At 66.2% G+C, this 19,289-nt stretch carries 17 protein-coding genes and 1 pseudogene; 15 read left to right on the top strand and 3 right to left on the bottom strand.

Annotated features, from left to right (window positions below):
- Positions 1-2: 2 nt before the first annotated feature.
- Entirely contained in the window at positions 3-845 is an 843-nt protein-coding gene (locus tag FFS09_RS17195; protein ID WP_137920123.1) for a LysR family transcriptional regulator, read from the bottom strand.
- On the opposite strand from FFS09_RS17195, the pseudogene FFS09_RS17200 reads away from it, so the two are divergent.
- The 3 genes and pseudogenes from FFS09_RS17200 to clpA form a co-directional block, all read left to right on the top strand.
- Positions 739-1,890, top strand: a pseudogene (locus FFS09_RS17200) (NAD(P)H-dependent flavin oxidoreductase); the annotation flags it as partial. The gene FFS09_RS17195 and the pseudogene FFS09_RS17200 overlap by 107 nt on opposite strands.
- 223 nt (positions 1,891-2,113) lie before the next feature.
- The gene (gene clpS, locus FFS09_RS17205) at positions 2,114-2,470 is read left to right on the top strand and encodes an ATP-dependent Clp protease adapter ClpS (RefSeq protein WP_171020079.1); all 357 of its coding nucleotides are present in this window, start codon (positions 2,114-2,116) and stop codon (positions 2,468-2,470) included.
- Positions 2,471-2,559: 89 nt separating this feature from the next.
- On the top strand, positions 2,560-4,896 hold the full coding sequence (clpA, locus tag FFS09_RS17210) for an ATP-dependent Clp protease ATP-binding subunit ClpA (protein WP_137920126.1): 2,337 nt from the start codon (positions 2,560-2,562) through the stop codon (positions 4,894-4,896).
- A 116-nt stretch (positions 4,897-5,012) separates the two neighbouring features.
- Here the strand turns inward: clpA and FFS09_RS17215 are convergent, their stop codons facing one another.
- Positions 5,013-6,566, bottom strand: coding sequence for a helicase HerA-like C-terminal domain-containing protein (locus FFS09_RS17215; RefSeq protein ID WP_137920127.1), 1,554 nt, complete (start codon positions 6,564-6,566; stop codon positions 5,013-5,015).
- Positions 6,567-6,876: 310 nt separating this feature from the next.
- Between FFS09_RS17215 and FFS09_RS17220 the strand changes: the two genes are divergently transcribed.
- Genes FFS09_RS17220 through FFS09_RS17260 form a run of 9 tightly spaced genes read left to right on the top strand, consistent with a single transcriptional unit; the run spans position 6,877 to position 14,450 of the window.
- On the top strand, positions 6,877-7,602 hold the full coding sequence (locus FFS09_RS17220) for a YebC/PmpR family DNA-binding transcriptional regulator (RefSeq protein WP_137920128.1): 726 nt from the start codon (positions 6,877-6,879) through the stop codon (positions 7,600-7,602).
- Positions 7,603-7,614: 12 nt separating this feature from the next.
- Positions 7,615-8,889 carry a phosphoribosylamine--glycine ligase gene (purD, locus tag FFS09_RS17225; protein WP_137920129.1) on the top strand — a complete coding sequence of 425 codons (1,275 nt, stop codon included), beginning with the start codon at positions 7,615-7,617 and terminating at the stop codon, positions 8,887-8,889.
- Positions 8,886-9,527 (top strand): 1-acyl-sn-glycerol-3-phosphate acyltransferase, encoded by a 642-nt coding sequence (locus FFS09_RS17230; RefSeq protein WP_137920130.1) that lies wholly within the window; start codon positions 8,886-8,888, stop codon positions 9,525-9,527. The genes purD and FFS09_RS17230 overlap by 4 nt, the downstream gene beginning before the upstream one ends.
- Before the next feature lie 2 nt (positions 9,528-9,529).
- Entirely contained in the window at positions 9,530-10,447 is a 918-nt protein-coding gene (hemF, locus tag FFS09_RS17235) for an oxygen-dependent coproporphyrinogen oxidase (protein WP_502703741.1), read from the top strand.
- Positions 10,447-11,094, top strand: a complete 648-nt coding sequence (gene nadD / locus FFS09_RS17240) for a nicotinate (nicotinamide) nucleotide adenylyltransferase (RefSeq protein WP_137920132.1) — start codon at positions 10,447-10,449, stop codon at positions 11,092-11,094. Before hemF ends, nadD begins: the two co-directional genes overlap by 1 nt.
- The gene (gene rsfS, locus FFS09_RS17245; RefSeq protein ID WP_137920133.1) at positions 11,091-11,765 is read left to right on the top strand and encodes a ribosome silencing factor; all 675 of its coding nucleotides are present in this window, start codon (positions 11,091-11,093) and stop codon (positions 11,763-11,765) included. Before nadD ends, rsfS begins: the two co-directional genes overlap by 4 nt.
- A complete protein-coding gene (gene rlmH / locus FFS09_RS17250) occupies positions 11,762-12,229 on the top strand; it encodes a 23S rRNA (pseudouridine(1915)-N(3))-methyltransferase RlmH (protein WP_137920134.1) in 468 nt (155 codons plus the stop codon). Before rsfS ends, rlmH begins: the two co-directional genes overlap by 4 nt.
- A gap of 2 nt (positions 12,230-12,231) precedes the next feature.
- Positions 12,232-12,840, top strand: a complete 609-nt coding sequence (locus FFS09_RS17255) for a Maf family protein (protein ID WP_137920135.1) — start codon at positions 12,232-12,234, stop codon at positions 12,838-12,840.
- 38 nt (positions 12,841-12,878) lie between these two features.
- Positions 12,879-14,450 carry an Rne/Rng family ribonuclease gene (locus FFS09_RS17260; protein ID WP_137920136.1) on the top strand — a complete coding sequence of 524 codons (1,572 nt, stop codon included), beginning with the start codon at positions 12,879-12,881 and terminating at the stop codon, positions 14,448-14,450.
- 44 nt (positions 14,451-14,494) lie between these two features.
- Here the strand turns inward: FFS09_RS17260 and msbA are convergent, their stop codons facing one another.
- Complete coding sequence (gene msbA / locus FFS09_RS17265) at positions 14,495-16,312, bottom strand: lipid A export permease/ATP-binding protein MsbA (protein WP_137920137.1); 1,818 nt, start codon at positions 16,310-16,312, stop codon at positions 14,495-14,497.
- A gap of 194 nt (positions 16,313-16,506) precedes the next feature.
- Between msbA and tolB the strand changes: the two genes are divergently transcribed.
- The 3 genes from tolB (at position 16,507) to ybgF (ending at position 19,240) form a co-directional block, all read left to right on the top strand.
- On the top strand, positions 16,507-17,799 hold the full coding sequence (gene tolB, locus FFS09_RS17270; RefSeq protein ID WP_137920138.1) for a Tol-Pal system beta propeller repeat protein TolB: 1,293 nt from the start codon (positions 16,507-16,509) through the stop codon (positions 17,797-17,799).
- An 80-nt stretch (positions 17,800-17,879) separates the two neighbouring features.
- Complete coding sequence (gene pal, locus FFS09_RS17275) at positions 17,880-18,452, top strand: peptidoglycan-associated lipoprotein Pal (RefSeq protein WP_502703740.1); 573 nt, start codon at positions 17,880-17,882, stop codon at positions 18,450-18,452.
- 5 nt (positions 18,453-18,457) lie between these two features.
- Positions 18,458-19,240, top strand: coding sequence for a tol-pal system protein YbgF (gene ybgF / locus FFS09_RS17280; protein ID WP_137920139.1), 783 nt, complete (start codon positions 18,458-18,460; stop codon positions 19,238-19,240).
- Positions 19,241-19,289: the final 49 nt, after the last annotated feature.

The following is a 19,289-nucleotide window of genomic DNA, read 5'->3' on the forward strand; positions in this document are numbered from 1 at the left end:
GGCTACCCCCGCGCCGCAATCTGCCGCAGGCCGTCCCTTGCGCGCGCCAGCGTCTCGTTCTCGCGTTGCCGGGCATACACCGCAAACGCCGAATGGGAGAACTCGGGTGCGCCTTCCACCTGCTTCAACTGCCCCGCCTCCAGGAGGAGGCGTGTCGAGCCGATGCGAAAGTACCCGGTGCCGCCCACGGTGAGCAGATAGGTCAGCGCCAGAGGGCCCAACGAGATGGAGACCGGCGCATTGCTCAGTTCCGCGAACGCGGCCTCGTGGTTGCTCGCGAAACTGGGGCCCCAGTCGACATAGACGTATTGGTCGTGGAGCACCTTCGCGTCGGGAGAGGTGGTGACCATCACCAGCTTTTCCTCGACGAGCAATTCGCTCACCAGCCCTGTTCGCTGGGGCGGGTTGTAGACCACGGCGAGATCGAGCGCGCCTTCCTGCACGCCGTCGACCAGCCGGGCGGTGCTATCGACTTCGGCACGCAGTGCGATGTCCGGGCATTCGAGGCGCATCCAGATCAGCCAGTCCGCCATCAAAGGCCGCCAAAGGCTGAGTTCGCCACCCACGCTGACGCGCTCTTCCCGACCGGGCGGCAAGGCCACCTGCTGCTGCGCGCGCTCCCACAGCTGAACCATCGAGGTGGCGTAGCGCACGAAGCGCGTGCCCGCGGGCGTCAGGCGCGCGCCGGCCTTGTTGCGCACAAACAGCGGGCGGCCCAACTGCTCTTCCAGCGTGCGGATGCGTGCGCTGATGGCGGTCTGCGTCAGGGAAAGCCGATCCGCCGCCGCCACGAAACTGCCCGTGGCGGCGACTTCCAGAAACGTACGGGCGAGGGCGATATCCATGGTTGACAGCAAATTTAGTGGTTTTATTCAGAATAACCATTCGTCGGCTTGTGGACAAGACGCCGTTCAAGTGCTGCGACGCCCGGTCTGCGACCTGCTCGGCTGCGAAATCCCCCTGGTGCTGGCGGGCATGGGCGGTGTGGCCCGCTCGGAGCTGGTCGGCGCGGTGACCGGGGCCGGTGGGTTCGGTTTCCTCGGCATGGTCCGGGAGCCCGTGGCGCTGATCCGGGAGGAGGTGAGAAAGGTCAGGGCGTGTACCGAGCGCAAATTCGGCGTGAACCTGATCCCGGCGGCGACCGCTCCGGACCTGCTCAATGCCCAGATTGATGCCTGCATCGAACTGCGGGTGCCGGTGGTGTGCCTGTTCTGGGCGCTGTCCGCCGACGTGGTGCGGCGGCTGCGGGAGGCCGGCGTCGTCGTGGTGTGCCAGGTGGGGTCGGTTCAGGAAGCGCGCGAGGCCGAGACGGCGGGCGCGCAGGTGCTGATCGTGCAGGGCCGCGAGGCGGGCGGGCATGTGCGCGGGCTTGAACCGCTCCTGGTGCTGCTGCCCGAGGTGCTGGCCGCCGCGCGCGTACCGGTGCTGGCCGCCGGTGGCCTGTCGGAGGGGGCCGACGTGGCCAACATCATGACCCTCGGTGCCCAGGGTGCGGTGCTGGGCACGGCCATGATCGCCACGCACGAGTCCTTCGCGCACGGTGTTCACAAGCAACGGATCGTGGAGGCCGGCGCGGACGGTACGACGCTGACCGACGCCTTCCACATCAACTGGCCGCCCCATGCGCGGGTGCGGGTGCTGCGCAACAGCGTCACGCTCGGCGAGCACGGCGACCCGTTCGATGGCCGCCGGACCGTGATCGGGGAAGAGGCGGGCAGGCCGATCTACCTGTTCAGCACCGACTCGCCGTTGCGCTCCATGACCGGCGACTTTGAAGCGATGGCGTTCTACGCGGGCAAAGGCGTGGGACGCATCGACGCCGTCATCGGTGCGCGCGAACGGGTGCAACGGATCGCGGCAGATGCGGTGGCGGCGCTGCGCGACAGGGGACCGCTGCCCGCTTCATTTTGATCTTCCATGCGATCAGAATAAGTGCACGAACGCCGTGCAACTTCTCGGTTTTCGTGTTGCCTTTCGCTCCACAATGAGGCATGGACCCAGTCAGTTGCCTCTCTTTGCAACGACCCGACCGCCATGCAGTTTCGGGCCGATGGCAGCCCTTGGCATTCCCGCACGAAGAGGCGGTGCAATGCGCACCGCTAGAATCATTTTCATGGCCACCCAGAACCCGAAAAAACCGCCCGACCCGGTCGTCTCCCCGCCCACAGGCAACGACGACGCGGTGGTATTGGAGCGCCGTACCCAGCGCACCCAGCCGCCGCAAATGTTTCAGGTCGTGCTGCTCAACGACGATTTCACGCCGATGGAGTTCGTCGTGCACGTCATTCAGGAGTTTTTCAGCAAGGACCGCGAAACCGCGACCCAGATCATGCTCAAGATTCACCTGGAGGGAAAAGGCATATGTGGGGTGTATTCGCGCGACGTCGCGAGCACCAAGGTCGATCAAGTCCTTCAGGCGGCCCGCGCGGCGGGCCACCCTTTGCAATGTCTGAGTGAACCCGTTGAATAAATCCGAGTCCACCCCATCTGAGCACCAGTCTCTCTTTTTCGATATCAGACGATTGCCCATCGAACACCCAAGCCCAAAGGACGTGCACCATGATTGCCCAGGAACTTGAAGTCAGCTTGCATATGGCCTTTGTTGAGGCCCGGCAACAGCGGCACGAATTCATCACGGTCGAGCACCTGTTGCTCGCGCTGCTGGACAACCCCAGCGCAGCCGAGGTGTTGCGCGCCTGCTCGGCCAACATTGACGATCTGCGCAAATCCTTGACCAACTTCATCAAGGACAACACCCCGCAAGTGGCGGGCACCGACGAGGTCGACACCCAGCCCACGCTGGGTTTCCAGCGCGTCATCCAGCGCGCCATCATGCATGTGCAGTCGACCGGCAACGGCAAGAAGGAAGTCACCGGCGCCAACGTGCTGGTGGCCATCTTCGGCGAGAAGGACTCGCACGCTGTCTACTACCTGCACCAGCAAGGCGTGACGCGCCTGGACGTGGTGAACTTCATCGCCCACGGCATCCGCAAGAGCGACCCGCCCGAGCCCACCAAGTCGGGCGAAAGCGCGGCCGAGAACGAGGAAGCCGGCGAAGCCAAGGGCAACGAGAAGGCCTCGCCCCTGGAGCAGTTCACCCAGAACCTCAACCAGATGGCCAAGGACGGCAAGATCGACCCGCTGATCGGCCGCGAGTACGAGGTCGAGCGCGTCATCCAGATCCTGTGCCGCCGCCGCAAGAACAACCCGCTGCTGGTAGGTGAAGCCGGCGTAGGCAAGACCGCGATCGCCGAAGGCCTGGCTTGGCGCATCACGCAAGGCGAAGTGCCGGAAATCCTGGCCGAGTCCCACGTGTACTCGCTCGACATGGGCGCGCTGCTGGCCGGCACCAAGTACCGCGGCGATTTCGAACAGCGTCTCAAAGGCGTGCTCAAGTCGCTCAAGGACAAGCCCAACGCGATCCTGTTCATTGACGAAATCCACACGCTCATCGGAGCCGGCGCGGCCTCGGGCGGCACGCTGGACGCGTCCAATCTGCTCAAGCCGGCGCTCTCCAGCGGCCAGCTCAAGTGCATCGGCGCGACCACCTTCACCGAGTACCGTGGCATCTTCGAAAAAGACGCTGCGCTCAGCCGCCGCTTCCAGAAGGTGGACGTGGTCGAACCGACCGTGCAGGAAACCGTGGACATCCTCAAGGGCCTGAAGTCGCGCTTCGAGGAACACCATGGCGTGAAATACGCCGTGGCCGCCCTGCAGGCTGCTGCAGAACTCAGCGCCAAGTACATCAACGACCGCCACCTGCCCGACAAGGCGATTGACGTGATCGACGAGGCCGGTGCTGCCCAGCGCATCCTGCCGGTGTCCAAGCGCAAGAAAACCATCAGCAAGGCCGAGGTCGAAGAGATTGTGGCCAAGATCGCCCGCATTCCGCCGGCCAACGTCTCCAACGACGACCGCAGCAAGCTGCAGACGCTGGAGCGCGACCTCAAGAGCGTGGTGTTCGGCCAGGACAAGGCGCTCGAAGTGCTGGCGGCGTCGGTCAAGATGGCGCGCTCCGGTCTGGGCCGGGCCGACAAGCCGATCGGCGCCTTCCTGTTCAGCGGCCCCACCGGCGTCGGCAAGACCGAAGCCGCCAAGCAGCTGGCGTACATCATGGGCATCGACCTGCTGCGCTTCGACATGTCCGAGTACATGGAACGCCATGCGGTGAGCCGTCTGATCGGTGCGCCTCCGGGCTACGTGGGCTTTGACCAGGGCGGTCTGTTGACCGAAGCCGTCACCAAGAAGCCGCACTGCGTGTTGCTGCTCGACGAAATCGAGAAGGCGCACCCGGACATCTTCAACGTGCTGCTGCAGGTCATGGACCATGGCACGCTGACGGACAACAACGGACGCAAGGCCGACTTCCGCAACGTCATCATCATCATGACGACGAACGCGGGTGCCGAGACCATGAACAAGGCGACGATCGGCTTCACCAACCCGCGCGAAGCGGGCGACGAGATGGCCGACATCAAGCGCCTGTTCACGCCCGAGTTCCGCAACCGCCTGGACGCCACCGTGAGCTTCAAAGCGCTCGATGAAAACATCATCATGCGCGTGGTCGACAAGTTCCTGCTCCAGCTGGAGACGCAACTGGCCGAGAAGAAGGTGGAAGTTACCTTCACCGACGGGCTGCGCAAGCACCTGGCGAAGAAGGGCTTCGATCCGCTCATGGGCGCACGCCCGATGCAGCGCCTGATCCAGGACACGATCCGCCGTGCACTGGCCGACGAGCTGCTGTTTGGCCGCCTGACCGAAGGTGGGCGCCTCACGGTGGATATCGAGACCAAGACGGACGAGGCTGGCAAAGAGGTGCAAGAGGTCAAGCTCGACATCCAGCCGCTGCCCAAGAAGGAAGGCAAGGCCAAGCCCGAGGAAGCCACGGCAGGCTGACCCGGTTCCACGCTGCCCCACAAAAAGGCCCGGTGATCCCGGGCCTTTTGTCTTGGGCGTCTCGTTTAGGGCGCTCGGGGTCTGGGGCTGCTGCGCCCGTGTGACGGTGTTCGGCCTCAGCGCCTCTTGCCGCCGAGCAAGCCGCCCAGGATGCCGCGCACGAGCTGGCGGCCCAGGCCACTGGCCACGCTGCGTGCCGCTGTCTTGGCCATGGTTTGCACCAGGCCGTCGTATTGGCCGCCGCGCGGGCCGGTGCGGCCGAACAGCGCTTCGTTCACCATGCCACCGATGCCACCGCTCTCGGCCGGCGCCTGCTGCTGGGCGCCACCTGGAATGCGCGGTGTTTTGGTCGCAGCCGGTTGCTGGGCTTCGGCCTGTGCCTCGTCGCCGCGCTGGCCCGCACGGCCGGCGAATATTTCGTAGGCACTTTCGCGGTCCACCGTCTTTTCGTACACACCGGCCACCAGCGAGTCGCGGCGCAACTGCTCGCGCTGCTGGGGGGTGATGGGACCGAGCTGGCTGCCCGGTGGCAGCACGAACACGCGCTCGGTTTCGCAGGGCCGGCCTTTGGCGTCCAGCAGGCTCACCAGCGCTTCGCCCACCGCCAGTTCGGTGATGGCGGCTTCGATGTCCAGGCCCGCCTTGGGCCGCATGGTTTGCGCGGTGGACTTCACGGCCTTCTGATCGCGCGGGGTGAAGGCGCGCAGCGCGTGCTGCACGCGGTTGCCCAGCTGGCCCAAGATGCTGTCGGGGATGTCCAAGGGGTTCTGCGTCACGAAATACACCCCCACACCTTTGGAGCGCACCAGCCGCACCACCAGTTCAATGCGTTCGATCAGCACCTTGGGCGCTTCGTTGAACAACAGGTGGGCTTCGTCGAAGAAGAACACCAGCTTGGGCTTCTCCGGGTCGCCGATCTCGGGCAAGGTTTCGAACAGCTCCGACAGCATCCAGAGCAGGAAGGTGGCGTACAGGCGAGGCGCGTTCATGAGCTTGTCGGCCGCCAGGATGTTGATCACACCCTTGCCGTCGACGGTCTGCATGAAGTCGCTGATGTCGAGCATGGGCTCGCCAAAGAACTGGTCGCCGCCTTGCTGTTCCACCTGCATCAACCCGCGCTGGATCGCGCCGATGCTGGCCGCGCTGATATTGCCGTACTCGGTGGTGAACTGCTTGGCGTTGTCGCCAATGTGCTGCAGCATGGCCCGCAGGTCTTTCATGTCCAGCAGCAGCAGGCCGTTGTCGTCGGCGATCTTGAACACCAGGTTGAGCACGCCAGCCTGGGTGTCGTTCAGGTTCAGCATGCGCGCGAGCAGCAGGGGGCCCATGTCACTGATGGTGGCGCGGATCGGGTGGCCGAGTTCGCCGAACACGTCCCACACGGCGGTGGGACAGGCCTGAGGCGCGGGCAAGGCGATGCCACGGTCCTTCAGCACCTGGGTCATCTTCTCGCCAAAGCTGCCCGGCTGGCTGATGCCGCTGAGGTCGCCCTTCACATCGGCCATGAACACCGGCACGCCGATACGGGAAAACTGCTCTGCCAGTGTTTGCAGCGTCACGGTCTTGCCCGTGCCGGTGGCGCCGGTGATCAGCCCATGGCGGTTGGCCAGGCCGGGCAGAAGATGGGTTTCGACTTTGTCGTTCCGGGCAATCAGCAGGGGGTCGGCCATGGGTTCCTCGATACGGGTTTGAAGAAGTCAGACCGCATTGCACCATGAAATACCCATGCCGGAGACGGTCGCGGCGTTCGACTCTCCAGAACGACCGCAGCAGGTTTGAAAGCCGCGCTCAGCGGCCCTGTTCCTTCCCGAGTGGCCGGCGTTGTTGAATTCGCTCCCCCGATTGCAATCGCCCGAACGCGACTGCGATCCGGAATGACGCCGCCCACCGATCCGCTCCGGGCCAGCCGCCCAAGGTCCGGCGGCCGGTGAAACGTAAAATCGACTCCTTTTCCCCCAACAGGTACAAGGAACCGACTCGATGGCTGGACACAGCAAATGGGCCAACATTCAGCACCGCAAAGGTCGGCAGGACGAAAAGCGCGGGAAGATCTGGACGCGCGTGATCCGTGAAATCTCCGTGGCGGCGCGCCAGGGTGGCGGCGATCCGGGCATGAACCCGCGCCTGCGGCTGGCGATCGAGAAGGCCAAGGCGGCCAACATGCCGGCCGACCGCATCAAATACAACGTCGACAAGGCCTCCGGCAACCTGGAAGGCCAGGCGCTGGAGGAAATCCGCTACGAAGGCTATGGCATCGGCGGCGCGGCCGTGATCGTCGACACCATGACCGACAACCGCGTGCGCACCGTGGCCGAGGTGCGCCACGCTTTCAGCAAATACGGCGGCAACCTGGGCACCGACGGTTCGGTGGCCTTCCAGTTCAAGCACTGTGGCCAGCTGATCTTCGCGCCCGGCACCTCCGAGGACAAGGTGATGGAGATCGCGCTGGAGGCGGGCGCCGACGACGTGATCAGCCACGACGATGGCGCGATCGAAGTGTTGACCCCGCCCACCGAATTCGAAGCCGTGAAGAACGCGCTGGAGGCCGCCGGCCTCAAGCCCGAGGTGGCCGAGGTCACCATGCGCGCCGAGAACACCATCGAACTGGCGGGCGACGACGCCGCCCGCATGCAGAAGCTGCTGGATGTACTGGAAGACCTGGACGACGTGCAGGACGTGTTCCACAACGCCGAGATCGGCGAATAAAGGTCTGACCCGATGAACGTATTGGTTATTGGCGGCGGTGGCCGCGAACATGCCCTGGCCTGGAAACTGGCGCAGGCCGAAGGTGTGCAGCAGGTCTTCGTGGCGCCCGGCAATGCCGGCACCGCGCGCGACCCGGTGCTGACGAACCTGGACATCACCGAAAAAACCGCGCTGCGCGCCTGGGCGCAGGCGCAGGGCATCGCACTCACCGTGGTCGGCCCGGAAGCGCCGCTGGCGGCCGGTGTGGTGGACGAGTTCCGCGCCCATGGCCTGCCGATCTTCGGCCCGACGCAGGCGGCTGCCCAACTGGAAAGCTCTAAGGCCTTCTCCAAGGCCTTCATGCAGCGCCACGGCATTCCCACGGCGAAGTACCAGACCTTCACCGATCCGGCGCAGGCCCATGCCTATGTGGATGCCGAAGGCGCACCGATCGTGATCAAGGCCGACGGCCTGGCGGCCGGCAAGGGCGTGGTGGTGGCCATGACGGCGGAGGAAGCGCACGAAGCGATCGACTTCATGCTGGTGGACAACACCCTGGGCGTGGTGCACAACGAAGGCGGCGCGCGCGTGGTGATCGAGGAATTCCTCACCGGCGAAGAAGCCAGCTTCATCGTGCTGTGCGACGGCGAACACGCCCTGGCTCTGGCCACTAGCCAGGACCACAAACGCCTGCTCGACGCCGACCAGGGCCCCAACACCGGTGGCATGGGCGCGTATTCGCCCGCGCCGGTGGTCACCCCCGCGGTGCACGAGCGCGCGATGAACGAGGTGATCCTGCCGACTCTGCGTGGCATGAAGGCCGATGGCATTCCGTACACCGGCTTCCTCTACGCGGGCCTGATGATCACGCCCGACGGCCAGGTGAAAACGCTGGAATTCAACTGCCGCATGGGCGACCCCGAAACGCAGCCCATCATGATGCGGCTGCGCAGCAACCTGGCGCAGGTGCTGCTGGCGGCCACACGCGGCGAGCTGGACCGCACCACCATCGAATGGGACCCGCGCGTGGCGCTGGGCGTGGTGATGGCCGCGGCCGGCTACCCGCTGAGCCCGCGCAAGGGCGACGCCATCACCGGCCTGCCGGCCGACGAGGCCGACCGCATGGTGTTCCACGCCGGCACGGCAGCCAAGGCGGGTGAGGTGCAGGTCTCCGGTGGGCGCGTGCTCTGCGTGACCGCGCTGGCCGGTTCGGTGGCCCAGGCCCGCGAGCGCGCCTATGCGGTCGTGGACGCCATCCATTTCGAGGGTGCGCAGGCCCGCCGCGACATCGGATACCGCGCGCTTTGAACCCCACCGTCGACTACCCCGGACCCCACACCGTCTGGTTTGGTGGGTCGGCGTTCGCCCGCTGGCTGCTGGCCTGCTTTGGCTGGAAGGTGCGGTTCGACGGCTTTCCCCGTCTGCAGGGCGTGGCCATCATCTACCCGCACACCAGCAACTGGGATTTCGTCGTGCTGCTGATGGCCAAGTGGGCCATTGGCCTCCCGGCGCGCTTCTGGGGCAAGGACGCGCTGTTCCGTGTGCCGGTGCTCGGGCCATGGCTGCGCTGGATGGGCGGCATTCCGCTCGACCGCAAGACGCCGCACGGCGTGGTGGGCGACATGGCGGCGCTGATGGCCGAACACCGCCTGGCTGGCCGCACACTGTGGCTGGCCCTCACACCCGAAGGCACGCGCCGGCGCATGCCGGGCTGGCGCAGCGGTTTCTACCAGGTGGCGCTGCGCGCCGACGTGCCCTTGCTGCTGGTGCAGCTCGACTACAGTCGCAAGCAGGTGAAGGTCACCGACTTCATCCACCTGAGCGGCGACGAAGCCGCCGACTACGCCCGCATCGCCTCGATTTATGAAGGCGTGCGCGGCTTTCATCCTGAACGGGCCAGTCCCGTGCAACCTTTGTCCAGGAACCGCTCCAGCGGTACGGCATGAGCATGCAGCAGAACCCGACGTCCCTTGTCCGCGAGTACCTCACCGACTTGCAGGACCGCATCGTCTCGACGGTGGCGATGGTCGATGGTGGGTCTTTCGTGGTGGACCGCTGGACCAAGCCCAGCGGCGAGCGGCTGCAGGGCAGCGGCATCACGCAGATTCTGGAAGACGGCGTGGTGTTCGAGCGCGCGGGCTGTGGCTTCTCGCACGTCAGCGGCCCGCAACTGCCGCCCTCGGCCACGCAGCACCGGCCCGAGCTGGCGGGTGCGCCGTTCGAAGCCATGGGCGTTTCGCTGGTGTTCCATCCGCGCAACCCCTACGTGCCCACGGTGCACATGAACGTGCGCATGATCGCGGCCACGCCGGCCGGTGGCGAACCGGTGTGCTGGTTCGGCGGCGGCATGGACCTCACGCCGTACTACGGCTTTGAAGAAGACGCGGTGCATTTCCACCGCTCGTGCAAGAGCGCGCTCGACCCGTTTGGCGTGGACAAGTACCCGCGCTTCAAGACCTGGTGCGACGACTACTTCTTTTTGAAGCACCGCAACGAGCAGCGCGGCATTGGCGGCGTGTTCTTCGACGACTTTTCCGAACTCGGCTTTGATGGCAGCTTCGCCATGATGAGTTCGGTGGGTGACGCGTTTCTCGACGCCTACCTGCCCATCGTCGACCGCCGCAAGAACACGCCGTACGGTCAGCGCGAGCGCAGCTTCCAGCTCTACCGCCGCGGCCGCTATGTCGAGTTCAACCTGGTCTGGGACCGGGGAACCCATTTCGGCCTGCAATCGGGCGGGCGCAGCGAATCCATTCTGTTGTCCATGCCGCCCCTGGTGAGCTGGGCCTACAACCGCCAGACCAAGGTGGGCACGGCGGAAGACCGGTTGTACAAGGAGTTTCTGGTGCGCAAGGACTGGCTTTGATGGCACAAACGAACCATTCCCCTCGGCGGGTGGGCATGTTTGGCGGCGCGTTCGATCCGCCGCACTGGGCGCACCGCGCCCTGGCCAAAACCGCGCTCGACCAGCTTCAGCTGGACGTGCTGCACATCCTCCCCACGGGCCACGCGTGGCACAAGTCGCGCGTGCTCTCACCAGCCGCCGATCGGTTGGCGATGTGTGAGCTCGCCTTTGGCGATCTGCAGAACGTGCAGATGGACCAGCGCGAGATACTGCGCGATGGTCCGAGCTACACCGCCGACACCTTGATCGAACTCCACCGCGAGTACCCGCAGGCACAGCTGTTCCTGGTGCTGGGCGCCGACCAGTTGCTCAGCTTCAAGAGCTGGGTGCGCTGGCAGGAAGTGCTGGACCTTGCCACGCTGGCCGTGGCCAACCGCGCCACCAACATCGGCGCGGGCGCACCGCTGGACCAGGCCACCGAAACCGACCTCTCCAGCGTCGACCTGCCGTTCGAATTGCTCAACATGCCCCTGAAAAACATCAGCGCCACTGCCGTGCGCGCCCACGTGGGCCAAGCGGCGCAGCGTGGCGCGGCGCTGGATGTTCTGGTGCCCGAGCCCGTCGCACGCTATATTTCACAACACCACCTTTACCAATCTCCTACATGACCAGCGAAACCACTGCCAAAAAAGACATCCAGCGACTCCAGCGTGCCATTGTTGATGGACTGGAGGACGTGAAGGGTCAGGACATCGTGGTTTTCAACACCGAGCACCTCTCGCCCCTGTTCGAGCGGGTCATCGTGGCCAGCGGCACCTCCAACCGACAAACCAAGGCCCTGGCCGCCAGCGTGCGCGACGCCGTGCGCGAGGCCGGCTTTGACAAGCCGCGCATCGAAGGCGAAGAAAACGGCGAATGGATCATCGTGGACTGCGGCGCTGCCGTGGCGCACGTGATGCAGCCCGTGATCCGCCAGTACTACCGCCTGGAAGAAATCTGGGGCGCCACACCGGTGCGCCTGAAGCACGGCGCGGCCAAGCCCGAGGCGTCGGCCAAGCCCGCGGTGAAGAAAAAGGCCGCCGCCAAAAAGCCGGAAGCGGCACCCGTGTCCGCCAAGACCGTGGCGCGCAAGGCTGCGGCCAAGAAGGCACCCGCGCCCGTGGCGGCCAAGCCCAAGAGCGCCGCCAGCAAGACGGCTGCTCCCAAGCGTGCACCCGCCAAGACCAGCACGGCCAAGCTCGTGGTGGGCAAGCCGGTGGCGAAGAAGGCACCTGCGGCCAAGAAGACGGCTGTGGCCAGGAAAACCGCCACCAAACCGGCCGCCAAGAAGAAGGCATGAGGCTGCTGATCGTCGCGGTCGGGCAACGGGTGCCCGACTGGGCCCAGACCGCCTACGACGATTACGCCAAACGCTTCCCGCCCGAGCTGCGGGTCGAACTCAAAGCCGTCAAGACCGAACCGCGCGGCTCCAAAACCCTGGAGACGCTGCTGGCGGCCGAACGCGAGCGCATCGAAGCCGCCATTCCGCGCGGCAGCCGTGTGGTCGCGCTGGACGAGCGCGGCACCACCCTGACCACCAAGGCCCTGGCGCAGCAACTGCAGCAGTGGCAACTGGAGGGCGACGACGTGGCGCTGGTGATCGGCGGACCCGACGGACTGGAGCCCGACTTCCGCGCCAAGGCCCACCAGCGCATCCGCCTGTCCGACCTGACCTTGCCGCACGCCATGGTGCGCGTGTTGCTGATCGAGCAGCTCTACCGCGCCTGGTCCGTCAACGCCAACCATCCTTATCACCGCGAGTGAGCATGTCCGAGTTCATCTACCTGGCTTCACAGAGCCCGCGCCGCAAGCAGTTGCTGGAGCAGTGGGGCGTGCGCTGCGAGTTGCTGCTGCCCGGAGCGGAAGAAGACGTGGAGTCGCTCGAGGTCGCCATGCCACGCGAAGCACCCACCGCGTATGTGCAACGCGTCACCGCGCTCAAGCTGCAGGCCGCGCTGAACCGGTTGAAGCAACGTGGGCTGCCGCCCGCGCCGGTGCTGTGCGCCGACACCACGGTGGCGCTGGGCCGCCGCATCCTCGGCAAGCCGGCCGATGCGGCCGAAGCCCGGCGCATGCTGGGCGACCTGGCGGGCCAGCGGCACCGGGTGCTCACGGCGGTGGCGGTGGGCAAGCCGAGAAGCCGCGTGTGGTCGGCGCTGTCCGCCTCGTGGGTGACGTTCGAGCCGCTCAGCGCGGCGCAAATCAAGCGCTACGTGGACAGCGGCGAGCCCATGGGCAAGGCCGGTGCCTATGGCATACAGGGCCGTGCCGGGCTGTGGGTGAGCCACATCAGCGGCAGTTATTCGGGCATCATGGGCCTGCCTGCGCACGAGACGGCGCAGGTGCTGCACGCGGCCGGCGTGCGGCTGGTCTGAGACATCACACACACGTACACGCCACGGAGAAGGGCTTCATGAGCCAGGACATTCTGATCAATTGGTCGCCGCAGGAAACGCGCGTGGCCGTGGTGGAGCAGGGGGCTGTGCAGGAGGTGCACTTGGAGCGCACGCTGGAGCGCGGCCTGGTCGGCAACATCTACCTGGGCAAGGTCTCGCGCGTGCTGCCGGGCATGCAGTCCGCCTTCATCGACATCGGGCTGGACCGCGCCGCGTTCCTGCACGTGGCCGACCTCATGCCCAACATCGCGGCCAAGCACGCCACGCCGCGCGAGCGCCCACCGATCGTGCCGGCGCCCACGCCCGATGTCGATGCGTCCACCGCGGTGGCTGTGGCCGCCAACACCGCGCCCAAGGTGCTCACGCCCAACCCGGTGCTGCCGATCGAGCGCCAGATTTTCGAAGGCCAGGCCCTGATGGTGCAGGTGCTCAAGGACCCGATCGGCACCAAGGGTGCGCGCCTGACGGCGCAAATCAGCATCGCCGGGCGGCTGCTCGTGTTCCTGCCGCAAGACAACCACATCGGCGTGTCGCAGAAGATTCCACCGGCACAGCGCGAGGCCTTGCGCCAGCGGCTGGTGCGCCTGACCGCCACCGCCGACGGCAGCCCCGCAGGCGGCTTCATTCTGCGCACCAACGCCGAAGACGCCACGGATGAGGAGCTGGTGGACGACACCGCCTACCTGCGCAAGACCTGGCTGCGCATCAAGGAAGCCGCCACGCGCCAGCCGCCGGCCACCTTGCTGCACGAAGACCTGAACCTGATGCAGCGCGTGCTGCGCGATCTGGTGGGGGCGGACACGCAATCGATCCGCATCGACTCGCGCGAGCAATACGGCTTGTTGACCGGCTTCGCGACCGAGTTCATGCCCGACACAGTGAAGAAGCTGCAGCACTACAGCGGCGAGCGGCCGATCTTCGACCTGTATAACATCGACGAAGACATCGTGCGCGCGCTCAGCCGCCGGGTCGACCTGAAATCGGGCGGTTACCTGGTGATCGACCAGACCGAGGCGCTCACCACGGTCGACGTGAACACCGGCGGCTTCGTCGGCGCGCGCAATTTCGACGACACGGTGTTCCGCACCAACCTGGAGGCTGCGCAGACCATCGCGCGCCAGTTGCGCTTGCGCAACCTGGGCGGCATCGTGATCGTGGACTTCATCGACATGGTGCGCGACGACCACCGCGACGCCGTGCTCACCGAGTTCCGCAAACAGATCGCGCGCGATCGCGTGAAGACCATGATCGGCGGATTCTCACAGCTCGGGCTGGTGGAGATGACGCGCAAGCGCACCCGCGAGTCGCTCGCCCACATGCTCAGCGAATCGTGCGAGGCCTGCGCGGGCCGGGGCGTGGTGAAGACCGCGCGCAGCGTCTGCTACGACATCCTGCGCGAGATCCTGCGCGAGGCGCGCGCCTTCAACCCGCGCGAGTTCCGCGTGGTGGGCTCGGCCAAGGTGATCGAGCTGTTTCTGGACGAAGAGCGGGCGCACCTTGCCGGCTTGTCCGACTTCATCGGCAAGCCGATATCCCTGCAGAGCGAGAGTTCGATGACGCAGGAGCAGTACGACATCGTGCTGTTGTAGCGCTTGGGACTTGCTCCTTCCCTCAGGGGGGGAGGGAGCTTTGACTACACCTCTGGCCTGAAACTCTGCGCATGCAGGCGCGCGTAGAGCCCGTCGGACTGCAGCAACTCCCGGTGCGTGCCCTGTTCGCGAATGCGACCGTCGGCCAGCACGATCACGCGGTCCGCGTGTTCGATCGTGGAGAGCCGGTGCGCAATCACCAGGGTGGTCCGTCCCTTCATGAGCCCCGCCAGGGCTTCCTGCACCAGCCGCTCGGACTCGTTGTCCAGGGCCGACGTGGCTTCGTCCAGGATCAGGATCGGCGCGTCCTTGTAGATCGCGCGCGCAATCGCCAGCCGTTGGCGCTGCCCGCCCGAGAGCTCGGCCGCGTTGTGGCCCACCGTGCTGTGGATGCCCTGCGGCAAACGTTCGATCAGTTCACCCAGGTTGGCCGACTTCAGTGCCGCGCGCACGCGGGCTTCGTCGATCTGGTCATCGGTCGCGCCCAGCGCCACGTTGGCCGCGAGGGTGTCGTTCAACATCACGACGTCCTGGCTCACCATGGCGTATTGCTGGCGCAGGTTGCGCAGGTCCCAGTCGGCCAGCGCCACGCCATCGAGGCGGATGTCGCCGCGCTCGATTTCCACGAAGCGGGGCAGCAGGTTGACCAGGGTGGTCTTGCCCGAGCCCGAGGGACCCACGAAGGCCACAACCTCGCCGGGCCGGATGTCGAGCGACACGCCGCGCAGGGCGACCAGGCTGTCGTCGTCGGGGTGGGCCACCACAGGGCGCCCACTCGCATCGTCCTTGGCCGGGTAGCGCACCCAGACATCGCGCAGCGCGATCGACCCGTTCACACGGTCGGCGGTGTGCGTGCCCCCGCTCTGATCGGGCGTGTGCTCAATGAGCTCCAGGCCGCGTTCGAGCGCGGCCAGCCCGCGCGTGATGGGCGCGGCAATTTCGGCCAGGTGCCGGATCGGCGTGATCAGCATCAGCATGGCGGTGACGAAGGCGACGAAGTTGCCCACGGTCACGCCGCTGGTGCTGCTCTGCCACAGCGCCACCGAAATCACCGCCGACAGCGCCGCCGATGCGAGCAACTGGGTGAGCGGCGTCATGGCCGCCGTGGCGATGGTCGACTTGAGCGCGAGGCGGCGCAGGGTGACGCTCAGCGCGTCGAAGCGCAGCGATTGCCGCTCCTGCGCGCCGTGCAGGCGCACCATGCGGTGGGCGAGGGCGTTTTCTTCCACCACATACGCCAGCGCGTCGGTGGCCTGCTGGCTGTCGCGGGTGAGCTTGTAGAAGCGCTTGGACAACACCCGCATGATCACGATCAGGCCCGGAAACACCAGCAGCACGATGAGCGTGAGCTTCCAGTTGAGGTAGATCAGGTAGCCCATCAGTGCGATCACGGCCAGGCTGTCCTTGGTGAGCGTGAGGATGGCGGTGACCAGCATCTGCGAGCCGGTCTGCACCTCATAGACCAGGGTGTTCGACAGCTTGCTCGCGCTCTGCCGCGCGAACAGGCTCAGCTGCGCGTCGTTGAGCTTGACGAACATCGCGCGGCGCAGGTTCAGCAGCCCCAGGCTGGCGGTGTACGACAGCGCGTACTGCGCGACATAGCCGGCCAGGCCGCGAATGGCGAACAGTCCCATCAGCGCCACCGGCACCATCCACAGCGCGATGTTGCCCTGCGCGAAGCCACGGTCCAGCAAGGTCTTGAGCAGCGCCGGGATCAGCGGCTCGGTCAGGGCGCCGATCAGGGTGCACACGGCGGCCAGCGCGATGCCGGCCTTGGCCGAACGGAAGTAGGGCCACAGCCGGAAGATGCGCTGCGTGAGCGTGCCGGCCGGGGGGCTGTGCAAGGGGTTGGATGCGGTCAAGGGCAGGTCGCTTCAGAAAATCGTGCCAATCAGGGGAACATTGGGGCTGGAGCGGAATCAAGCAGCGACACACATCTTGTCACGGAAGGCCCAGTGCCCTCCGTTATTATCAGTTGGTTGTTTGCAGCGCAAACCGTGCTGCGACCCAAAGCACACGCGACACACACAGGATGCAGGATTTGAATCAACACGACATGCAGGTCTCGCTCCCGAGGCGATCCGTTCTTGGCCTGGTTTCTTCCCTTCCTTTGCTCACTTGGCCCACCTCACAAGCCCAGGCACAGTTCCGGGTCGAGGTGGCGGGCGTTGGGCTGACCCAGTTCCCGTTTTCCGTGGTGGCCTTTCGCGGCAATGACGCCGCGAGCGAAAACATCGCGGCCATCGTGCGTGCCGACCTGGAGCGCAGCGGCCAGTTTCGCTTTGTGAACCCGGCACCCGGCGCGCTCGACGAAACGTCCCGCCCCGATCTCGCGCCCTGGCGCGCGAACGGCTCCGACACCTTGCTCACCGGCAGCGTCACGCGCCTGGCCGATGGCCGCTTCGACGTGCGCTTCCGCCTGTGGGACGTGGTGCGCGGGCAGGACCTCGGTGGCCTGAGCTATCCCGTCGGCGCGACGGACCTGCGCCTGGCGGCCCACCGCATCGCCGACCACGTCTACGAAAAAATCACCGGCGTCAAAGGCGTGTTCTCCACCCGCATCGCCTACGTGACCAAGGCCGGCACGCGCTACAACCTGTGGGTCGCGGACGCCGATGGCGAAAACGCCCGGGCCGCGCTCACCAGCCCCGAGCCCATCATCTCGCCGAGTTGGGCGCCCGGCGGCGGGCAACTGGCCTACGTGTCGTTCGAAGCCCGCAAGCCCGTGATCTACGCGCACGACGTGGCCACCGGCAAACGCCGTCTGCTCGCCAACTTCAAGGGCTCCAACAGCGCGCCCGCGTGGTCGCCGGACGGCCGCTCGGTGGTGGCCACGCTCTCGCTGTCGGGCAACGCACAGATCTACATGATGGACGCCAACGGCGGCGACCCGCGTCGCCTGAGCCAGTCAGCCAGCATCGACACCGAACCGGTGTTCAGCCCCGATGGCAAGAGCATCTACTTCGTGAGCGACCGTGGTGGCTCACCGCAGATCTACCGCATGGGCGCGCAGGGCGGCAATGCGCAGCGCCTGACCTTCAACGGCAACTACAACATCTCGCCCGCGCCCAGCCCCGACGGCCGTTGGCTGGCCTTCATCTCGCGGGTCAACGGCGCCTTTCGCCTGCACGTGATGGATGTGGCCAGCGGCGCCGTCACCGCGTTGAGCGAGTCCAGCGGCGACGAAAGCCCCAGCTTCGCGGCCAACAGCCGCATGATCATCTACGCCACTCGCGACCGCGGCCAGGAGGCGCTCATGACCACCACCGTGGACGGTCGCATCAAGACCCGGCTGGCGGGCGCGCAAGGCGACATCCGCGAGCCCGAGTGGGGCCCCTTCCTCAAATGATCCACGCTTTTCGGCGCGCGGCCTTTCTCTGCCGCACGCAGCCCGTCCAACCTTTTTCTGCTTCAAAGGAAACTTCCATCATGTCGAACTCCAACACCTCCGTACCCACTTCTGCAAGCCGCGTGATGCGCCTGGTCGCCGGGCTCAGCCTGGTCGCCGTGCTGGCCGCGTGCGGCTCCAACGTCAAGCTCGACGATGTGCCTGTGGTCGATCGCACGGGCACTGGCGTGGCCGGCGCAGGCGCGGGTGGCCAGTCGGGCGCGGTCGATCCGCGTGGTGTCTCGGGCGTGTCCGTGGGTGGTTCCGATGCCGCGCAGCCGAACGCGATGAGCCGCATCGTGTACTTCGACTTCGACAGCTTCGAAGTGAAAGGCGAGTACGCCTCGGTGCTGGAAGCCAATGCGCGCTACCTCAACGCCAACCGCACCCGCCGCGTGAACCTCGAAGGCCACACCGACGAACGCGGTGGCCGCGAATACAACCTGGCCCTGGGCCAGAAGCGCTCTGAAGCCGTGCGCCGTGCTCTGGCGTTGCTGGGCGTGACGGAAGCGCAAATGGAAGCCGTGAGCTTCGGTGAAGAAAAGCCTGCTCAAACCGGCTTCGACGAAAGCGCCTTCAGCAAGAACCGCCGCGTTGAACTGACCTACCGTTGAGCACCATGGCCACTCGTTTGCGCTCTGTCCCCAGCCTGTTGGGCGCATGCGCCATGGCAGCGGCCGCCTTGTGGCCCCTGCAGGCGCATGCCTTGTTCGGTGACGACGAGGCCCGCCGGGCCATCGTCGAACTGCGCCAGAAGGTCGAAGCCAACCAGAAGGCCACCGAGGCGGCCAACGCCGAAGCCCGCGAGAGCAACGCCGCCACCCGGCGCAGCCTGCTCGACCTCTCCAACCAGATCGATCAGTTGCGCGCCGAGCTCGCACGCCTGCGTGGGCAGAACGAGCAACTGGCACGCGAAGTGTCCGAACTGCAGCGCCAGCAAAAGGACGTGCAGGCCGGCGTTGACGAGCGCTTGCGCAAGGTCGAGCCATTGCGCATCGATCACGACGGCCAGAGCTTCACCGCCGCGCCCAACGAAAAGCGCGACTTCGATGCCGCCATGGAGCTGCTGCGCAAGTCCGAGTTCGGCCCCGCGTCGGCGGCGTTCAATGGCTTCCTGCAGCGTTATCCGGCCAGCGGCTACCGGCCTTCGGTGCTGTACTGGTTGGGCAACACCCAGTACGCCAACCGCGCCTACAAGGAGGCGGTGGACAGCCACCGGCGCCTGGTGAGCGAGTTCCCCACGCACCTGCGCACACCCGAGGCCATGCTGGCGATGGCCAACAGCCAGATCGAGCTCAAGGACCCGAAGGCGTCGCGCCGCACGCTGGAAGAACTGGTCAAGGCCTACCCGAACTCCGAGGCAGCGGCCGCCGGGCGCGAACGGCTCGCTCGCTTGCGCTGATCCCACCGCGGCCCCGAGCGGGGTCGCACCGTGAGGGCATGGGCCGCCT

Source organism: Hydrogenophaga sp. 2FB (genome assembly GCF_005503365.1).
Classification (GTDB): domain Bacteria; phylum Pseudomonadota; class Gammaproteobacteria; order Burkholderiales; family Burkholderiaceae_C; genus Hydrogenophaga.